This window comes from Arthrobacter sp. SRS-W-1-2016 (assembly GCF_002009585.1).
GTDB lineage: Bacteria > Actinomycetota > Actinomycetes > Actinomycetales > Micrococcaceae > Arthrobacter > Arthrobacter bambusae_A.
This window is the reverse complement of record NZ_MTPV01000023.1, coordinates 25,492-39,500: the sequence shown is the minus strand read 5'-3', so window position 1 is coordinate 39,500 and position 14,009 is coordinate 25,492. Positions and strand designations below refer to the sequence as shown.

The 14,009-nt window shown below is 65.3% G+C and carries 13 protein-coding genes; 8 read left to right on the top strand and 5 right to left on the bottom strand.

Annotated elements, in window-relative coordinates:
- The first annotated feature begins 7 nt into the window (after positions 1–7).
- The 6 genes from BMF89_RS05945 (at position 8) to BMF89_RS22370 (ending at position 7,332) form a co-directional block, all read left to right on the top strand.
- Entirely contained in the window at positions 8–424 is a 417-nt protein-coding gene (locus BMF89_RS05945) for a thioesterase family protein (RefSeq protein WP_078106153.1), read from the top strand.
- Between the two features lie 51 nt (positions 425–475).
- A complete protein-coding gene (locus tag BMF89_RS05940; protein ID WP_078106152.1) occupies positions 476–1,216 on the top strand; it encodes a copper homeostasis protein CutC in 741 nt (246 codons plus the stop codon).
- A 151-nt stretch (positions 1,217–1,367) separates the two neighbouring features.
- The gene (locus BMF89_RS05935; RefSeq protein ID WP_253190728.1) at positions 1,368–3,299 is read left to right on the top strand and encodes a DUF5107 domain-containing protein; all 1,932 of its coding nucleotides are present in this window, start codon (positions 1,368–1,370) and stop codon (positions 3,297–3,299) included.
- A 143-nt stretch (positions 3,300–3,442) separates the two neighbouring features.
- Positions 3,443–5,677: an AAA family ATPase gene (locus tag BMF89_RS05930; protein ID WP_171983410.1), complete on the top strand. Its 2,235-nt coding sequence runs from the start codon at positions 3,443–3,445 to the stop codon at positions 5,675–5,677.
- Between the two features lie 91 nt (positions 5,678–5,768).
- Positions 5,769–6,959, top strand: coding sequence for a restriction endonuclease (locus BMF89_RS05925; RefSeq protein WP_078106167.1), 1,191 nt, complete (start codon positions 5,769–5,771; stop codon positions 6,957–6,959).
- A gap of 136 nt (positions 6,960–7,095) precedes the next feature.
- Positions 7,096–7,332, top strand: a complete 237-nt coding sequence (locus BMF89_RS22370; RefSeq protein ID WP_078106151.1) for a PLDc N-terminal domain-containing protein — start codon at positions 7,096–7,098, stop codon at positions 7,330–7,332.
- Here BMF89_RS22370 and BMF89_RS05915 read toward each other — a convergent pair.
- Positions 7,274–7,741 carry a very short patch repair endonuclease gene (locus tag BMF89_RS05915; protein WP_078106150.1) on the bottom strand — a complete coding sequence of 156 codons (468 nt, stop codon included), beginning with the start codon at positions 7,739–7,741 and terminating at the stop codon, positions 7,274–7,276. The two genes, BMF89_RS22370 and BMF89_RS05915, sit on opposite strands and share 59 nt — an antisense overlap.
- Positions 7,742–8,252: 511 nt before the next feature.
- Between BMF89_RS05915 and BMF89_RS05910 the strand changes: the two genes are divergently transcribed.
- Positions 8,253–9,377 (top strand): glycosyltransferase family 2 protein, encoded by a 1,125-nt coding sequence (locus BMF89_RS05910; protein ID WP_253190727.1) that lies wholly within the window; start codon positions 8,253–8,255, stop codon positions 9,375–9,377.
- Positions 9,378–9,379: 2 nt separating this feature from the next.
- Positions 9,380–9,637 carry a hypothetical protein gene (locus tag BMF89_RS05905; RefSeq protein ID WP_253190726.1) on the top strand — a complete coding sequence of 86 codons (258 nt, stop codon included), beginning with the start codon at positions 9,380–9,382 and terminating at the stop codon, positions 9,635–9,637.
- On the opposite strand, the gene BMF89_RS05900 is transcribed toward BMF89_RS05905, so the two are convergent.
- From BMF89_RS05900 to BMF89_RS05885, 4 genes are read right to left on the bottom strand one after another with little or no spacing between them, the layout of a single operon-like run.
- The gene (locus BMF89_RS05900; protein ID WP_078106149.1) at positions 9,621–10,724 is read right to left on the bottom strand and encodes a cytochrome P450; all 1,104 of its coding nucleotides are present in this window, start codon (positions 10,722–10,724) and stop codon (positions 9,621–9,623) included. The two genes, BMF89_RS05905 and BMF89_RS05900, sit on opposite strands and share 17 nt — an antisense overlap.
- Positions 10,721–11,401 carry a dethiobiotin synthase gene (gene bioD, locus BMF89_RS05895; protein ID WP_078106148.1) on the bottom strand — a complete coding sequence of 227 codons (681 nt, stop codon included), beginning with the start codon at positions 11,399–11,401 and terminating at the stop codon, positions 10,721–10,723. Before bioD ends, BMF89_RS05900 begins: the two co-directional genes overlap by 4 nt.
- Positions 11,398–12,573 (bottom strand): 8-amino-7-oxononanoate synthase, encoded by a 1,176-nt coding sequence (locus BMF89_RS05890; RefSeq protein WP_253190725.1) that lies wholly within the window; start codon positions 12,571–12,573, stop codon positions 11,398–11,400. Before BMF89_RS05890 ends, bioD begins: the two co-directional genes overlap by 4 nt.
- Positions 12,570–13,880, bottom strand: a complete 1,311-nt coding sequence (locus BMF89_RS05885) for an adenosylmethionine--8-amino-7-oxononanoate transaminase (RefSeq protein WP_253190724.1) — start codon at positions 13,878–13,880, stop codon at positions 12,570–12,572. The genes BMF89_RS05890 and BMF89_RS05885 overlap by 4 nt, the downstream gene beginning before the upstream one ends.
- Positions 13,881–14,009: the final 129 nt, after the last annotated feature.

The following is a 14,009-nucleotide window of genomic DNA, read 5'->3' as shown; positions in this document are numbered from 1 at the left end:
AGTGCCGATGCGTTGGGGAGACATGGACGCGTACGGGCATATCAACAACGTCCAGATCGTGCGCATGCTCGAGGAGGCCCGCATCGCGGCTTTCGGTCCGCCCCGCGGTGCCGGACTCCCCGGAGTGGAAGCTCCGGTCTCTGTGTTCGACTCTGTTGAAGACGGGGTCATGACCCTTGTGGTGGAGCACAAGGTCCGGTATGTCCGGACCTTGGAATACCGGAACATACCGGCAATAGTTGAGATCTGGGTCGGCGCCGTGAAGGGGGCGAGTTTTGACGTGCACTACGTCATCAAGGATCCCGTGACCGGCCAGGACTGCGTCAACGCCACTACCCATCTGGCGTTCGTCGACGAGTCCACGGGCCGCGTCCGCAGGCTCACTCCCGAGCAGAAGCAGCAGCTGGAGCCGTACCGGGCCTAGCGAAGCATTGCAGCAGCGCCCTGGGCACTGCGGTGGCCGTAGAGTTTCCCCATGAAACTCGAGATCGTCGCCGTCGGCGCCCAGGGCGCTGCCGTTGCCGCCGAAGAAGGCGCGGACCGGATTGAACTTTGCAGCGCCTTGGAGCTCGGGGGACTGACCCCGAGCCAAGGGCTGATGGAAGCCGCGCAGGAAGCTGCCGACGGACGGCTGGAGATCCACCCGCTGATCCGCAGCAGGCCAGGAGATTTCCTGTACTCCGACGCCGATGTGGACACCATGGACCGCGAGATCCGGTTCCTGCTCAACCAAGGGGCTCACGGAGTGGTGATCGGAGTCCTCACAGCCGCCGGCGATATCGACGTCCAGGCCACTCGAAAGCTTGCCGACGCAGCCTTGGAGACCAACCCCGACGCCCAGCTGACCTTCCACCGGGCCGTCGACCATACCCCGGACCCGGCGGACGCCGTCGAGCAGCTCGTGGAGCTTGGATTCAACCGGGTGCTCAGCTCCGGGGGCGCCGCCACGGTGGGAGCCGGGATCGGGACCCTCGAGCGGATGGTCCAGCGGGCAGCGGGGCGGCTTGAGGTCATGGCTGGCGGCGGACTCGCCCTGGACGATATCCCCGCATTGCATGCCGTGGGACTAAGCGCGGTCCATTTGTCAGCCAAGGCCACGGTTTCCACGTGGAAGAACCGTGCGGATTCCTTCGGTGCGCCCGGCAATTCAGACCCGACGGCGTACATGGTCACCAACCGGGACCTGGTGAGGGCCGCCCGCGCCGCCTCCCGCTGACGCCCCCAACTAGCTCGCAGTTGTTGTCGTTCTGGGCGCCCATAACGACAACAACTGCGAGTCAGTTGGGTGGGTCCCTTTACACGGCGGCGACTTGGGTCAAGGATAGGTGAAGCATTGCGATCGAAAATAGCCTCCAGGAGTCACAAAGATGCAAAACCTGAGCTTCTCCACCATCACCCTGAACATGGCGGAGTTGGGCCACAGTAGCCCGTTGCCGGTTGTCGCGGCAGAACTGGACCAGCCGTACAGGATCGGCGACGGGGTCCCGCAGGAACTGCAGGCCGCAGCCCGCTACGGCCAGGTGCCGAACATGTTCCCGTACCTGATGCAGGACGGCTACTCACGCGAGCGGACCGCCCACGAGGTGCCAGCGGTCGTGCTCGAGAACAGCAAACTGCGTGCCGTTGTCCTCCCCACCTTGGGCGGCCGGCTGTGGGAGCTCTTCGACAAGGCCTCGGGCAAACATCTCCTGCACACCCATGGGACCCTGCAGTTCGCCAACATCGCCCTGCGCAAGGCCTGGTTCGCCGGCGGCCTCGAATGGAACATCGGCACCCGCGGGCACTCGCCCACCACGTGCGATCCGGTGCACACCGCGATCGTCAAGACCCCCGAAGGCCACGACGTCCTGCGCATGTGGGAGTTCGAACGCCTCCGCGAAGTGGTTTTCCAAGTGGACATGTGGCTTCCGGAGGACTCGGACGTGCTGCTGACCGCGGTCCGCATCAGGAACCCCCATGACCACGAGGTCCCCATGTACTGGTGGAGCAATGCCGCCGTTCCCGAGACGGCGGAAACTCGCGTGATTGCGCCCGCCACGGAGGCCTTCGGCAGCGATTACACCACCGACATCGCCCGTGTCCGGCCCACGGAACACCAGGGCCTGGATGCCACCTGGCTGGTCAACAGCCCGCACGCGGCGGATTTCTTCTTCGATATCCAGCCCGGGCACCGGCATTGGATCGCGGCAGTAGACCACGACGGCGACGGCCTGGCCATGCTGTCGACCAGCCTCCTGCGCGGGAAGAAGTTGTTCGTGTGGGGCCAGGGCGACGGCGGGAAGCGCTGGCAGGAGTGGCTCAGCCCCGGTGCCGGCCCCTACGCGGAAATCCAGGCCGGGCTCGCGCAGACCCAGTTCGAGCACCTGGCCATGCCTGCCGGCGCCGAGTGGAGCTGGGTGGAGGCCTACGGCAACGCCAAGCTGGATCCGGCGACCTCCCATGTCGAGGATTGGGCTGCGGCCGTTACCCACGCCAACGCCCGGCTCGAGGACCTCGTCCCGGACGCGGAGCTCGAAATCGCCCTCGCCGAGGCCACGCGGAACTATGCCCTGCCTCCGGACGAGATGCTCGTGCGCGGCAGCGCTTGGGGTGCTTTGGAGAGCGCCCGACGCCGACACTCAGGCCGCGCGTGGCTGGACGAAAGCGGCACTCCCTTCGCCGACGATGCAAACCCTGAGGCCACCGAGGAAACAGGCCCGTGGCACAGCCTGCTGGATGGGGTGGGTTTCCTGGGCGCTGAGACCTTCGTGGCTGGGGCCGATTGGGAAGAACTGCTGGCCAAGGATGGCGGAGCGGAGGCGCAGTTCCACCTGGCCACGATGACGCACGCCCGGCAGGACCTCGACGGTGCGATCGCCGGATACGGTTCCGCGCTGATTTCCGACGGTCTCTCGCCACGGTCCACGGTCCTCGCCCACCGGGGCCGCGCCCTCGCGCTGCTGGCCACCGGCAAGGTCGACGAAGGCTTGGCTGAACTGGCCGTCGCGAGCCGGCTGGAACCATCCAACCTCCCCCTGCTCAGCGAAGCCATGACCCTCAGCATCCGGCATGGGAACCCCGCCCAAGCACTCGCCTTGGCGAGCGAGGCACCTGCCGGCATGTCCGACGTCGGGCGCGTCCGTTTCCTGATAGCGCTCGCCCTCTGGGGCGTCGGCAAAGGCCAGGAGGCTGCAGGGATGCTCCGCGAGGGCATCGAGATCCCGGATATCCGGGAAGGCGAGGACGGGATCGCCGAGCTGTGGCAAGAAGTGTGCCCCGGGGAGCCGGTGCCTGCCCATTACCGCTTCGGAATGCACTGAACTTCCGGAGCGCAAAGGCTCGGGGCACATGCGGCAGGAGGCAAGTTGTGGGACGCATGTGGCAGAACGTAAGAGGCGGGACGCCTGTGGCGGGGGTGCCGACTTTGCTGATGCCAGCACCAAGTTAAACCATGTAAGTTGGCATGGTGACTCCCTCCACCAAAACCCCACTGACCCGTGCCCCCGGTATCTCCAAGGAGATCGAAGATGCGGCGTGGTTCGTGCTGGGCCCTGGGCTGCAAGGCAAAGCCTCGGCGCTCGACGGCAGCACCCGCACTTGGACAGTGGACGCCGCCAGCGAGCTCCTGGAGCGCTTGGAACGCGGCGTCGGAGATGCCAAGGCACCCATGATGACCAACCTGCGCCAAAACCTTGAAGGGGCATCACGCGAGGCCAAGCTGCTCGCCGTCGAACTCCTCTTCCTGCAGTCCTTGCCCCTCGCGCACGAGGTCAAATCGCTCAAGGTCAAGCGCGCCCGCGTGGCCGAAGCCGCGTCCTGGCTCGATCCCGAGCTACAGCTCCCCAAGGAGCTGTACCAGGGCATGACCGATCACGGCGTCATCCGTGACCGGACCGCGGAATTCAACTGGACCATCTGGGACCACCTGACCTGGCTGTGCCGCTTCGTGGCCCACATCGATGGCCAGTCCAACGCGAGCATCACCAAGGCCCTCAAAGACCCGCTGAAATTCCACGAACTCGCCGCGGCGACCCCCGAGGACCAGCCGGCCATCCGGCGCAGCATCGAATACCTGGCGTGGCCCAGCTACTTCGAGCCAGTGGTTGCCGACGTCGAGCGGCGCGAAATCCGGGACGCTTTCGCTTCACTCGTTGGCGGCGCGCACGGCGAGACGGAAATCGACATCACCGCGGACGTCAACCGCATCCGGCTGTACTTGGACGAACAGGCCGGCCAGCGCATCGATTGGTACGACCGCCAGCTCGTCAGCCAGTGGCGCAAAGTGGGAGATCCCGGCCGGCGCGCGTGGCTGCTGCGCACGCACCAAGACTCTGCAGAGCTTCTCGCCGCGTGGCGGGACGAGGAAAAGGCGACACTCGACGTCGAGCACCTCCGCGAACTCGCCCCGGGCGTGACAGCGGGCCTGGTGCAGCATGCCGTGGACGAGGACTACAAGCACCTCGGCTACGTGGAGCGGGAGGACACCAAGACCGCTGTTTTCGCGTTCCTGACCGTGATGAAGCCCGGCGACCTCGCCCTTTTCCAGAACTCCGGAGCCATCAGGATCGGCGTGGTCCTGGGCGAGCCGGAACACAACGAGGACAACCGCCGGCTCCGCCGCAAGGTGCGTTGGTTTGACGAGACCCACCCGATCGCCGAGGCTCCGCGGCACGTCCAGCGCCAACTCTCCACGTCGGGGATCGTCGTGGACGTCACCAGGGTCATCCAGTCGCTGCAGTCCCTCCTGCCCGCTGAAGCCGAGTCCGACGGCGAGGAAGCCGCCGCCCCGGACGCCGTCGTCGAGCCCGTCATTGAAGGGTTCCGCCCCCTCACCGAAGAGTTCGCGGCTTCCCTCCACATGGAGCTCGAGCCGCTCAAGGAGATTGCCGAACTCCTCGAGGAGAACCGCCAGCTGGTGCTCTACGGTCCTCCGGGAACGGGAAAGACCTACCTCGCGAAGCATTTGGCGGCCGAACTCGCTGGCGACAGCACCGATGAGCGCGTCAAGCTGGTCCAGTTCCACCCGTCCTATGCGTACGAGGACTTCTTCGAGGGGTACCGGCCGGACAAGACCGACGACGGCCAGGTGTCGTTCAAGCTCGTCGCCGGGCCGCTCCGCCGCCTCGCGGAAGAGGCCGCGAAGCCCGGGAACTCCAACAAGCCGTACTTCCTCATCATCGACGAGATGAACCGCGCCAACCTGGCGAAAGTGTTCGGTGAGCTGTACTTCCTGCTGGAATACCGCGACGACCGGATCTACCTCCAGTACAGCCCCAACGAACCGTTCAGCCTGCCGGACAACCTCTACATCATCGGCACCATGAACACGGCAGACCGCTCCATCGCCATGATGGACGCGGCGATCCGCCGTCGTTTCGCGTTTGTCGAGTTGCATCCGAAGGTGGAACCGATCCGCGGTTCGCTCCGGCGGTTCCTCACGGCCCGCGGCCTGGACACCCTCAACGCGGACCTGCTGGACGCCCTGAACGACTCCATCGACGATTGGGACCGGGACTTGATGATCGGCCCCTCCTACTTCATGAAGAACGCGGCCCAGAACCCTGCCGGGCTGCGCCGGATCTGGAAATACGAACTCATGCCGCTTCTTGAGGAGCACTACCACGGTCAATTGAACCGGGCCCAGCTGGAGGAGCGCTTCGGTCTGGACCAGTTGTTGGGTCGACTTGCAGTCCGCTAAGACCGCGCCGCCGCGGCCTACCCGCGCACCAGGCACCGGAAAGCCAGCGGTCCGCACGTCCCCGAAAGCTTCGACGGTGCGGCACATCGTCATGGACGAGCTCTCCGGCGGGATCGTGGACAAGCTTGATCCGGACACAGCCGCCCTCCTCAACTCGAGTGGGCTCGCGAAGGCCTCTCCCATGGGGATGGGCCTCTACCGCATCGAGCCGGTGGGCAAGGTGGGGTCCGTGCGGACGCCGACCGTACAGTTCGAGGTTCGGCCCAAGGACCGTCTCGGCCTGAACCGGCTGCTTTTCTTGCTCAGCTACGCCGGGGACCAGGGATTCCGCGAGGATTCGGTGGCCGCCGTCGAGCACAAGGACCTGTGGAGCGCCCTCGCCGAGTCACTCGCCCAGTTGTCGGAGCGCGCCCTCAGCCGCGGTCCGCTGCAGGGGTATCTCACCGTGGACGAGTCCCTCCGGACGGTCAAGGGCCGCATCCGGATCTCGGACCAGATTTCGCGCCGTCCCGGGATGCTGGTTCCGCTTGAAGTCTCCTACGACGAATTCACCGAGGACATCGCCGAAAACCGCATCCTGCGGGCCGCCCTTGAGCGGATGGGCAAGGTTCCCGGCGTGCGGCAAGACGTCTTGAGCCGCCTGCGGCAGCTCAAGGGAAAGCTCGACGCCGTCACGCGGCTGCAGTCCGGGGCGCCCCTCCCGACGTGGCAAGCCAACCGCATTAACCTCCGATACCACCCGGTCCTACGCTTGGCCGAGCTCATCCTGCGCAATGCCTCCGCCGAAGCGGGGGAGGGGAAGCAGCAGACCGCCTCGTTTGTGGTGGACATGTCCACTGTGTTTGAAGAATTCGTGGGCGTGGCTTTGCGGGCCGCCATGCGGGCACATCCCGGTGAAATGCGGCTTCAATACGGCGCGACGCTCAACGAAGCTGTGCGGGATTCGGACCGGCTCACCGTGCGCCCCGACGCCGTGCATTTCCTGGGTGGCAGGCCAGTGGTGGTGTACGACTCCAAATACGCCTCGGCTACCGACTCCGGGGCATCGTTGAACGCGGACCATTACCAACTCCTGGCCTACTGCACGGCCCTGCAAGTGCCGACGGCGTGGCTGGTCTACGCGGGCAAGGGGGAGATGAAGCTGCGGCGGATCCTCAACACGGACATCGACATTGTGGAGTACCCCCTGGACTTGTCTCGCCCGCCGGCGGAGATCCTTGCCGCCGTCACGGACCTGGCCCAGCAGTCCTGGGGAGAAGTGGTGCGCCAGGCGCGTCTGTAACGCTCCGCAGCAGGGGCCTCCGCCGCCCGGGTTCCCTGGCCGAGCGGAGCGAGGTTAGGGAGGCGGTGGGGAGCTGTTCCGTCCAGGCGGCGGGCGGACTAGCCTGAGAGGGCAAGTCACTGCAGATGGAGGCGCCATGCACAGCAAGAAAAAGAAAAAGTCCTGGAAGGACATGACTCCGGGGCAACGGGTAGGCGTGCTTGTGGTGGGTGCGGGACAGATGGCGTTGCTCATCGCGGCACAACGCAGCATTTCCAAGACCCCCGCGGCCCAGATCAGGGGAAACAAAGCCCTATGGCGGGCCGCAAGCTTCATCAATTTCTTTGGGCCGCTGAGCTATTTCCTGTTCGGCCGCCGTCGAGGAACTGCGTGAGCTGACTCTCCAAGGCCGAACGGTCCCGCAGTTCGCATTCCCACACGGTGAGAACCTCCCATCCTGAGGCTCTCAGCAGTTCGCGCTGCCCGGCGTCGCGCTCCCGGGTCCGGTTGCGCTTGGCTTCCCAAAAGTCCGCGTTGGCCGTCGGCGCGTGCAGGCCTGCCTTGCAATCGTGGAAGTGCCAGAAGCATCCGTTCACGAAAATCACCTTGCGACGGCCGGCAAACACGAGATCCGGGCTGCCGGGCAACTTCCCGCCCGCGGCCCGGCCGTGGAGCCGGTACCGGTAACCCTTGGCATGCAGGAGCCGACGGACCAAGAGCTCGGGCTTGGTGTTCTTGCCCCGGATCTTGGACATGTTCAGGCTGCGTTGCTCAGGCGTCAGCAGGTCGCGGCTCTCGCCCATATCCTCAGTCTACGCAGCGCCCCCTCCAACGCCCGCTCACGTATGTGGGCGCCCCCTCGAAACGCCCGCTCACGTATCGGGCCCAAATCCGAAACCCTCGCTCACGTATCGCGCCCAAATCCGAAACGCCCGCTCACTTGATCTTCCGGCTCCCGCGAGAACGTGAATTCTTCCCGCGGCGAACGACTGATAACATTCGCCGGTGAGTCGAGGGATATTTCAGCGTTTAGTAGGCATCGTTATAGCGGTAACAGTTGGCGGTGCTGCGGCTCTATTGTGGTTCGGTATTGCGTCAACCGGGAATTCTGCGGTCGAGTCGCGGGCCGAGGGCATTGTCCTTGGCGTCTGGAGCGTCCTCTACGATTCCGTGGCGCCGCAACCTCGCGTCATTCTGACGGCCATCGCCTTTGCACTTCTGCTGTCCGCTGGAGTGGCTTTGCTGGAGCGGCGCATCGCCAACAGGTCCCGCCGATCCGCCAATCCCCGGACGCCGCTGGCGCCAAAGATCGTCATGGCGGAAACCCGCGGTATGTACGCCGGCCCGGTAACGGTGACCGTCTTGATTCCGGCACACAATGAAGAAGCTTCGTTGCCGGCCACCATTGCCTCCCTTTTGACCCAATCGCATCGACCGGAACGCGTGATTGTGGTTGCCGACAATTGCACCGATGCAACCGCAGCTCTTGCCCGCGAGGCCGGAGTTGAGGTCTTCGAATCAGTGAACAATACGAAAAAGAAGGCCGGCGCACTCAACCAAGCGCTGAAGTGGCTGCTGCCCGGCCAAGGCGATAACGACGTCGTCATGGTGATGGACGCCGACACCAGCCTTGACGATGGATTCCTGGAGGTCGCAGTATCGCGGATGACCAACGACAGGGCCTTGATGGCCGTGGGTGGCCTCTTTTACGGGGAGGAGGGGCACGGAATTGTCGGCCAGTTCCAGCGCAACGAATATATTCGGTATTCCCGTGAAATCGGACGACGGCGTGGCCGCGTTTTTGTGCTGACCGGCACGGCGTCGCTCTTTCGCCCCCGTGCGCTGCGCACTGTTGCCCAGAGTCGCGGTGAGTCGATTCCGGGAATTCAGGGAGACGTTTACGATACGGCATCTTTGACTGAGGACAATGAGCTCACGATTGCCTTAAAATCCCTCGGCGGCCTCATGATTTCCCCCATGCAGTGCACCGTCGTCACCGAGTTGATGCCGAATTTCCGCACATTGTGGGCTCAGCGGCTTCGTTGGCAGCGGGGTGCCTTGGAAAACCTGGGGGCCTACGGAGCGACGCCCCAGACGCTTCGATACTGGGCGCAGCAATTCGGCATTGGATATGGAGTGATTGCGCTCAGCGCCTACCTGCTACTGATCCTCTTGATGGTTTTGTCGCTGGATAACTGGGTCTGGTTCCCGTTCTGGCTGGGAATCGGGATCGTCTTTTCGATCGAGCGGGTTGTCACTGTGTGGAAGGGTGGCTGGCGGGCACGCCTCTTGGCAGTCACGCTCTTTCCGGAATTGTTCTTCGATATGTTCCTCAACGTGATTTATGTCAAGGGAATTATCGACATTTCCCTTGACCGGCAAGCCACCTGGAAACACCTCAACCATTCACCATTCGGCGAACCTTCGAAGGCGCAGTAATCATGGCTATTCTTGCTTCCATTCCTACCGGAATCTTGTTTCCCGAAGGAATCCTGCACTCCGATTGGTTTGCCGTTCTGGCGACCTTCGTAGCGATTAATACTTTGATGTATGGCGCGCTGGCCATCGCCAAGATCTTGCCGAAAGTGCACCCCGGCGATTGGGTTCGCACCCGGAATCAGCGATCGGAAACCCGGAGCATCCATCCCGATGCCCCCGCCGTGAACGAAGCTACGGACTTCCTCAAAAACCGACGCTGACCGTCCGCGGTGCCTGGAAGGACAGCAAGCGTAGCCACTCAGGGCTCGGGTCTGCCAAACGAACGCCTTGCAGCGCTGCCGCAGTTTCCTGTACGACGACGGCGGCCTCCAGCTCCGCGAGTTTCGCACCAAGGCAGCGGTGGATGCCAGAGCCGAAGGCCAGTCCGTAGGACGTAGGGCCCTGCTCCGACACTGAGTGGTTGCCCGTGAGTTCCAGCAGGATTTCAGCACCGGCCGGTATGTGCCCGCCGTCGAACGTCGTGTCCCGTGCGGCAATCCGGCGCCACGTAGGAACGGAAGATTCCGTGGCCAGGACGTGCCGGATGAGGTCCCGGGCCGTGGAGCCGGAAGCTGCGTCGTCCCAGGCAAAGCCGACCGATCCTTCGGCAAGCCGGAATAGCGCCGTGCTGATGAGCTGCGTGGTGGTTTCCTGCCCGGCGATGAGCAAGAAGTACCCGAGGGAACAGATTTCCGGAGTGCTCAGACCGTGCTCCGCCAAGGAGCCGAAGAGATTCCGCCCGGGCGAGGCCACGGCCTCGAGGACGAGATCCCGGAGCCAGCCGTAGAACTCCGCCGCGCTGTGGGCCAGTTCCAGTTGCCGCTCGGAATCCGGCCAACCCCAGAACAGTTCCAGGGAGTCCAAACTCCAGGCTTTCAATTTCGGAAGATCCCGCACCGGGAGTCCCAAAAGCTCCAGCATCACGATCGCCGGCGGGTGCGCAGCCACCGCATGGACGAGATCCACGCGCCCGTCCGCCTTCAGCAGCCCGGCGGCCGTCGTTGCCGCATCCCGCGCGATGCCGCGAATACGTGACTCGAAAGCGCCTACGGTGGCGGGGGTGAAGAACCCGGCCACCACCTTCCGGATACCGGCATGGGAATCGGTATGGTTGCTGGCCAGCACGGGCGGCAATGCGAAGCGGGCTCGCTGCAGGACCCGCAGGGACGGTCCGGACAACGGTGTCACAGCGATGAGGGCGTTCGCCGGGCTGAAGTCATCAGGTCGGTGCAGGACCTCCCGCACCGCCGCGGGGTCCCGCAGCACCATGTAGGGACAGGTCCGGGCGCTGGCAGAAGCGGCACTCATGACCAGGCGCCGCTCAGCCAGTGCGCGCTTGCTTCGCGGAAGGTCACCGGAGGAAGGTCCGCGGCGCGTTCCGGGATCACTCCGAGGAGCGGCCGCGACGCGCCAAGTGTCACCCGGTTGCCGTGTTCCAGCACGCCCGGGTCGTCCGGCCACGACCCTAGAACGACGCCCTGGATGGCCAGGTCCCTGCGTTCCAGGGCTTCGAGGGTGAGCGCCGTGTGGTTGAGGGTTCCCAAGGCTGGACGGGCAACCACAACAAAGCCCGCATCCGGCCCAAGGTGCCTGCCCAGATCCGCCAGCGTGCCGCCGTCGTGGTCTAGCTCCACAAGAAGTCCACCGGAACCCTCCACGAGGACGTGGTCATGGGTGCTCGCGAGTTCGCGGACCCGCGTGGCATGTGCCGCCAGCCGCGGCAAGGCGACTCTGTCGAGCGCCGCTGCGGGCACGGGGGCGAGGGGTTCTTGAAGCACGACGCCGGCCTCGGCCGTGAGCGGTCCGGCCAAGCGGGCGATTTCGGTGCAGTCGGAGTCGCCAACAGCAGCTCCGCTCTGGCACGGCTTGTACACGGCCACAGACCGGCCCTCAGCCTGCAGGGCGGACGCGAGTGCCGCCGTCGTGACCGTTTTGCCGACTCCGGTGTCTGTCCCGGTGACCAGCACTATTGGTGGCAGTTTCATGGCGTTTCCTCCAAGATACGGCGCAACGTCGCGCACGCGTAGTCGATGTCGTGGGGCGTCAGGGTGGCGCGGGCCGTCAGCCTGAGGCGGGAGACGCCGTCGGGAACTGATGGCGGGCGGAAGCAGCCGACGCGGACACCCGCCCGGTGTGCAGCCTGGCTCGCCGCAAACGCGGCAGCAGCGGAGGACATGGGGATGGATTGCACGGCACCGGCCTGTTGAAAGGGTTCGACGGCGGTTCCGCTCCACTGCAGAAAACGCACCAGTCCCGCCGTGAGGCTGGAAGCGTTCCGGTGGACGGCCGCGGCGCGCCAAGGTTCCGCACGGATGATTCCGACGGCGGCCAGTGCAGCGGCAGCCGACGACGGCGCGAGTCCTGTGTCGAAGATGAAGCTGCGTGCCCTGTTGACGAGGTGTTCCCGGAGCAGCGCGCTGCCCAAGACGGCTCCACCTTGGCTACCGAGTGACTTGGAAAGCGTCGCGGTCAACACCACGTTGGGGTGGGCGGCAAGTTCCGTTCCGGCCACCGAACCGCGGCCCTGAAACGCGCCGTTGCCCGCCACCCCGAGGCTGTGGGCTTCATCCACGAGGAGCATCGCGTCGTGCTCTTCGGCCAGTGCCAGCAACTGGGGGAGCGGGGCGGCATCGCCGAAGACGCTGTAGATGGACTCGACCGCGATCAATGCCCGGGGTTCAGTGCGGGTGCGCAGCTGGTGCCCGGTTGCGCCGAGATCGTTGTGCGGAACCGTTTCCACCCTCGAACGGCTCAGCCGGAAACCGTCAATGAGCGAAGCATGGCAATGTTCGTCGGCAACGATGAGGGTCCCGGGGCCGCCGAGCGCCGTCGTGACTCCCAGATTGGCCAAGTAGCCGGACGAGAAGACCAACGCCGATTCCATGCCTGTCAGGTCCGCGAGCCCGGACTCGAGTTCCAGGTGCAGCGCAGTGGTTCCGGCAACCAGCCGAGACGACGTGGCACCGGTACCCCAACGGCCGATCGCTTCCCGGGCAGCTTCTGCCAGCCTCGGATCCGTCGCGAGGCCAAGATAGTCGTTGCTCGCCAGATCCACTCCCGGGTCCCCACCGAGGCGCGTCATGGGCGTCCGGACGAGGCCCCGGCGCTCGCGGACCGCGGCCTGCTGTTCCAACCATGCGGTCATGGACCTGCTCATGGGCCGTGCACCTCGGCCACGGCCGCCACCATGCCTTCGCCCATCCGCCGGACCTCGTCGGCGGTACTGATGTAGGGCGGCATCGCGTAAACAAGGTTCCGGAATGGCCGCAGCCACACTCCGCGCCCGACGGCGGCACTCGTCACGGCGGCGACGTCCACGTCCGTGTTCAACTCGAGGACGCCGACGGCGCCGATCGTGCGGACCTCCTTGACGGCGTCGAGCGCATTGGCGGCTTCGAGGCCAGCCGCGAGGCCCGAGCCGATCCGGGCCACAACCCTGCGCCACGTGCCGTCGTCGAGAATGCCCAAACTCGCATTGGCCACTGAACACGCGAGCGGATTGCCCATGAACGTGGGCCCGTGTAGCAGCGCACCCGCACCGCCGATCGAGACGCGGGCAGCCACCTCGCCCGTGCAGAGCATCGCGGCGAGCGTGAGGTAGCCACCGGTAAGGGCCTTGCCGACGCACATGACGTCCGGAACGATCCCGGCGTGTTCCGCGGCGAACAGCTCGCCTGTGCGGCCGAAGCCCGTGGCGATCTCGTCGAGGATCAGGAGGATCCCGTGTCGATCGGCGATGTCGCGGAGGATTCGCAGGCATTCGGCGGCGTAAACGAACATACCGCCGGCGCCTTGAAGCACCGGCTCCACGATGATCGCGGCCAGTTCGTTGGTGTGTTCCTCCGCCAGCTCCTCGACGTGCGCCTGCCATTCCGCGATTTCCTCGGGCACCGCGCCCACGGCGGGTGGCCGCGCAGCGAAAACATTGGCAGCGAGCAGCCCGGGGAACGCCGAATGCATGCCGTCCACGGGGTCGCAGACGCCCATCGCCCCGAAGGTATCGCCGTGGTAGCCGCCGCGGATGCTGAGGAACCGTTGCCTCTTGGGGAACCCCGAAGCCGTTTGGAACTGCACCGCTAGTTTGAGCGCCACCTCGACGGACACCGAGCCCGAATCCGCCAGGAAGACCCGCTCCAACCGTGGCCGATCCGCCGCGGAAGGAGCCATGGCAACCAGCCGTTCGGCCAGTTCGACTGCGGGTTCATGGGTGAGGCCGCCGAACATCACATGGCTGAATGTGTCTAGTTGGCGCTTCGCCGCGGTGTCCAAGACAGGGTTCCGGTAGCCGTGGATGACTGCCCACCAGGAGGACATGGCATCGAGCACCTCATGGCGGCGGCCGGTTTCGTCGCGGAGCCGCAGCGTCACGCCGTCGGCGCCTTCGACCTCCCACAACGGCAGCGTCACCGACGCCGGAGCGTACGGATGCCAAAGGCTTGCCCTGTCACGCTGGATGACGCTCATGGCGTGACCCGGCCGTGGCGCGAGCATTCCGCGGTCCAACCGAGCGGCGTGACCTGGACTTTCATGCGGCGACGGCATTGGGCGCAATAGCGTGGGGGCTCCATCGCCAGGCGCTGCTGGCAGCTTTGG

Excerpts from the sequence above, each read along its gene's own strand:
- bioD (WP_078106148.1), bottom strand. The coding sequence starts at position 11,401 with ATGAAACTGCCACCAATAGTGCTGGTCACCGGGACAGACACCGGAGTC.
- BMF89_RS05885 (WP_253190724.1), bottom strand. The coding sequence starts at position 13,880 with ATGAGCGTCATCCAGCGTGACAGGGCAAGCCTTTGGCATCCGTACGCT.
- BMF89_RS05935 (WP_253190728.1), top strand. The coding sequence starts at position 1,368 with ATGCAAAACCTGAGCTTCTCCACCATCACCCTGAACATGGCGGAGTTG.
- BMF89_RS05930 (WP_171983410.1), top strand. The coding sequence starts at position 3,443 with ATGGTGACTCCCTCCACCAAAACCCCACTGACCCGTGCCCCCGGTATC.
- BMF89_RS05945 (WP_078106153.1), top strand. The coding sequence starts at position 8 with ATGCGTTGGGGAGACATGGACGCGTACGGGCATATCAACAACGTCCAG.
- BMF89_RS05910 (WP_253190727.1), top strand. The coding sequence starts at position 8,253 with ATGGCGGAAACCCGCGGTATGTACGCCGGCCCGGTAACGGTGACCGTC.
- BMF89_RS22370 (WP_078106151.1), top strand. The coding sequence starts at position 7,096 with ATGCACAGCAAGAAAAAGAAAAAGTCCTGGAAGGACATGACTCCGGGG.
- BMF89_RS05900 (WP_078106149.1), bottom strand. The coding sequence starts at position 10,724 with ATGAGTGCCGCTTCTGCCAGCGCCCGGACCTGTCCCTACATGGTGCTG.
- BMF89_RS05890 (WP_253190725.1), bottom strand. The coding sequence starts at position 12,573 with ATGAGCAGGTCCATGACCGCATGGTTGGAACAGCAGGCCGCGGTCCGC.
- BMF89_RS05915 (WP_078106150.1), bottom strand. The coding sequence starts at position 7,741 with ATGGGCGAGAGCCGCGACCTGCTGACGCCTGAGCAACGCAGCCTGAAC.
- BMF89_RS05925 (WP_078106167.1), top strand. The coding sequence starts at position 5,769 with ATGGACGAGCTCTCCGGCGGGATCGTGGACAAGCTTGATCCGGACACA.
- BMF89_RS05905 (WP_253190726.1), top strand. The coding sequence starts at position 9,380 with ATGGCTATTCTTGCTTCCATTCCTACCGGAATCTTGTTTCCCGAAGGA.
- BMF89_RS05940 (WP_078106152.1), top strand. The coding sequence starts at position 476 with ATGAAACTCGAGATCGTCGCCGTCGGCGCCCAGGGCGCTGCCGTTGCC.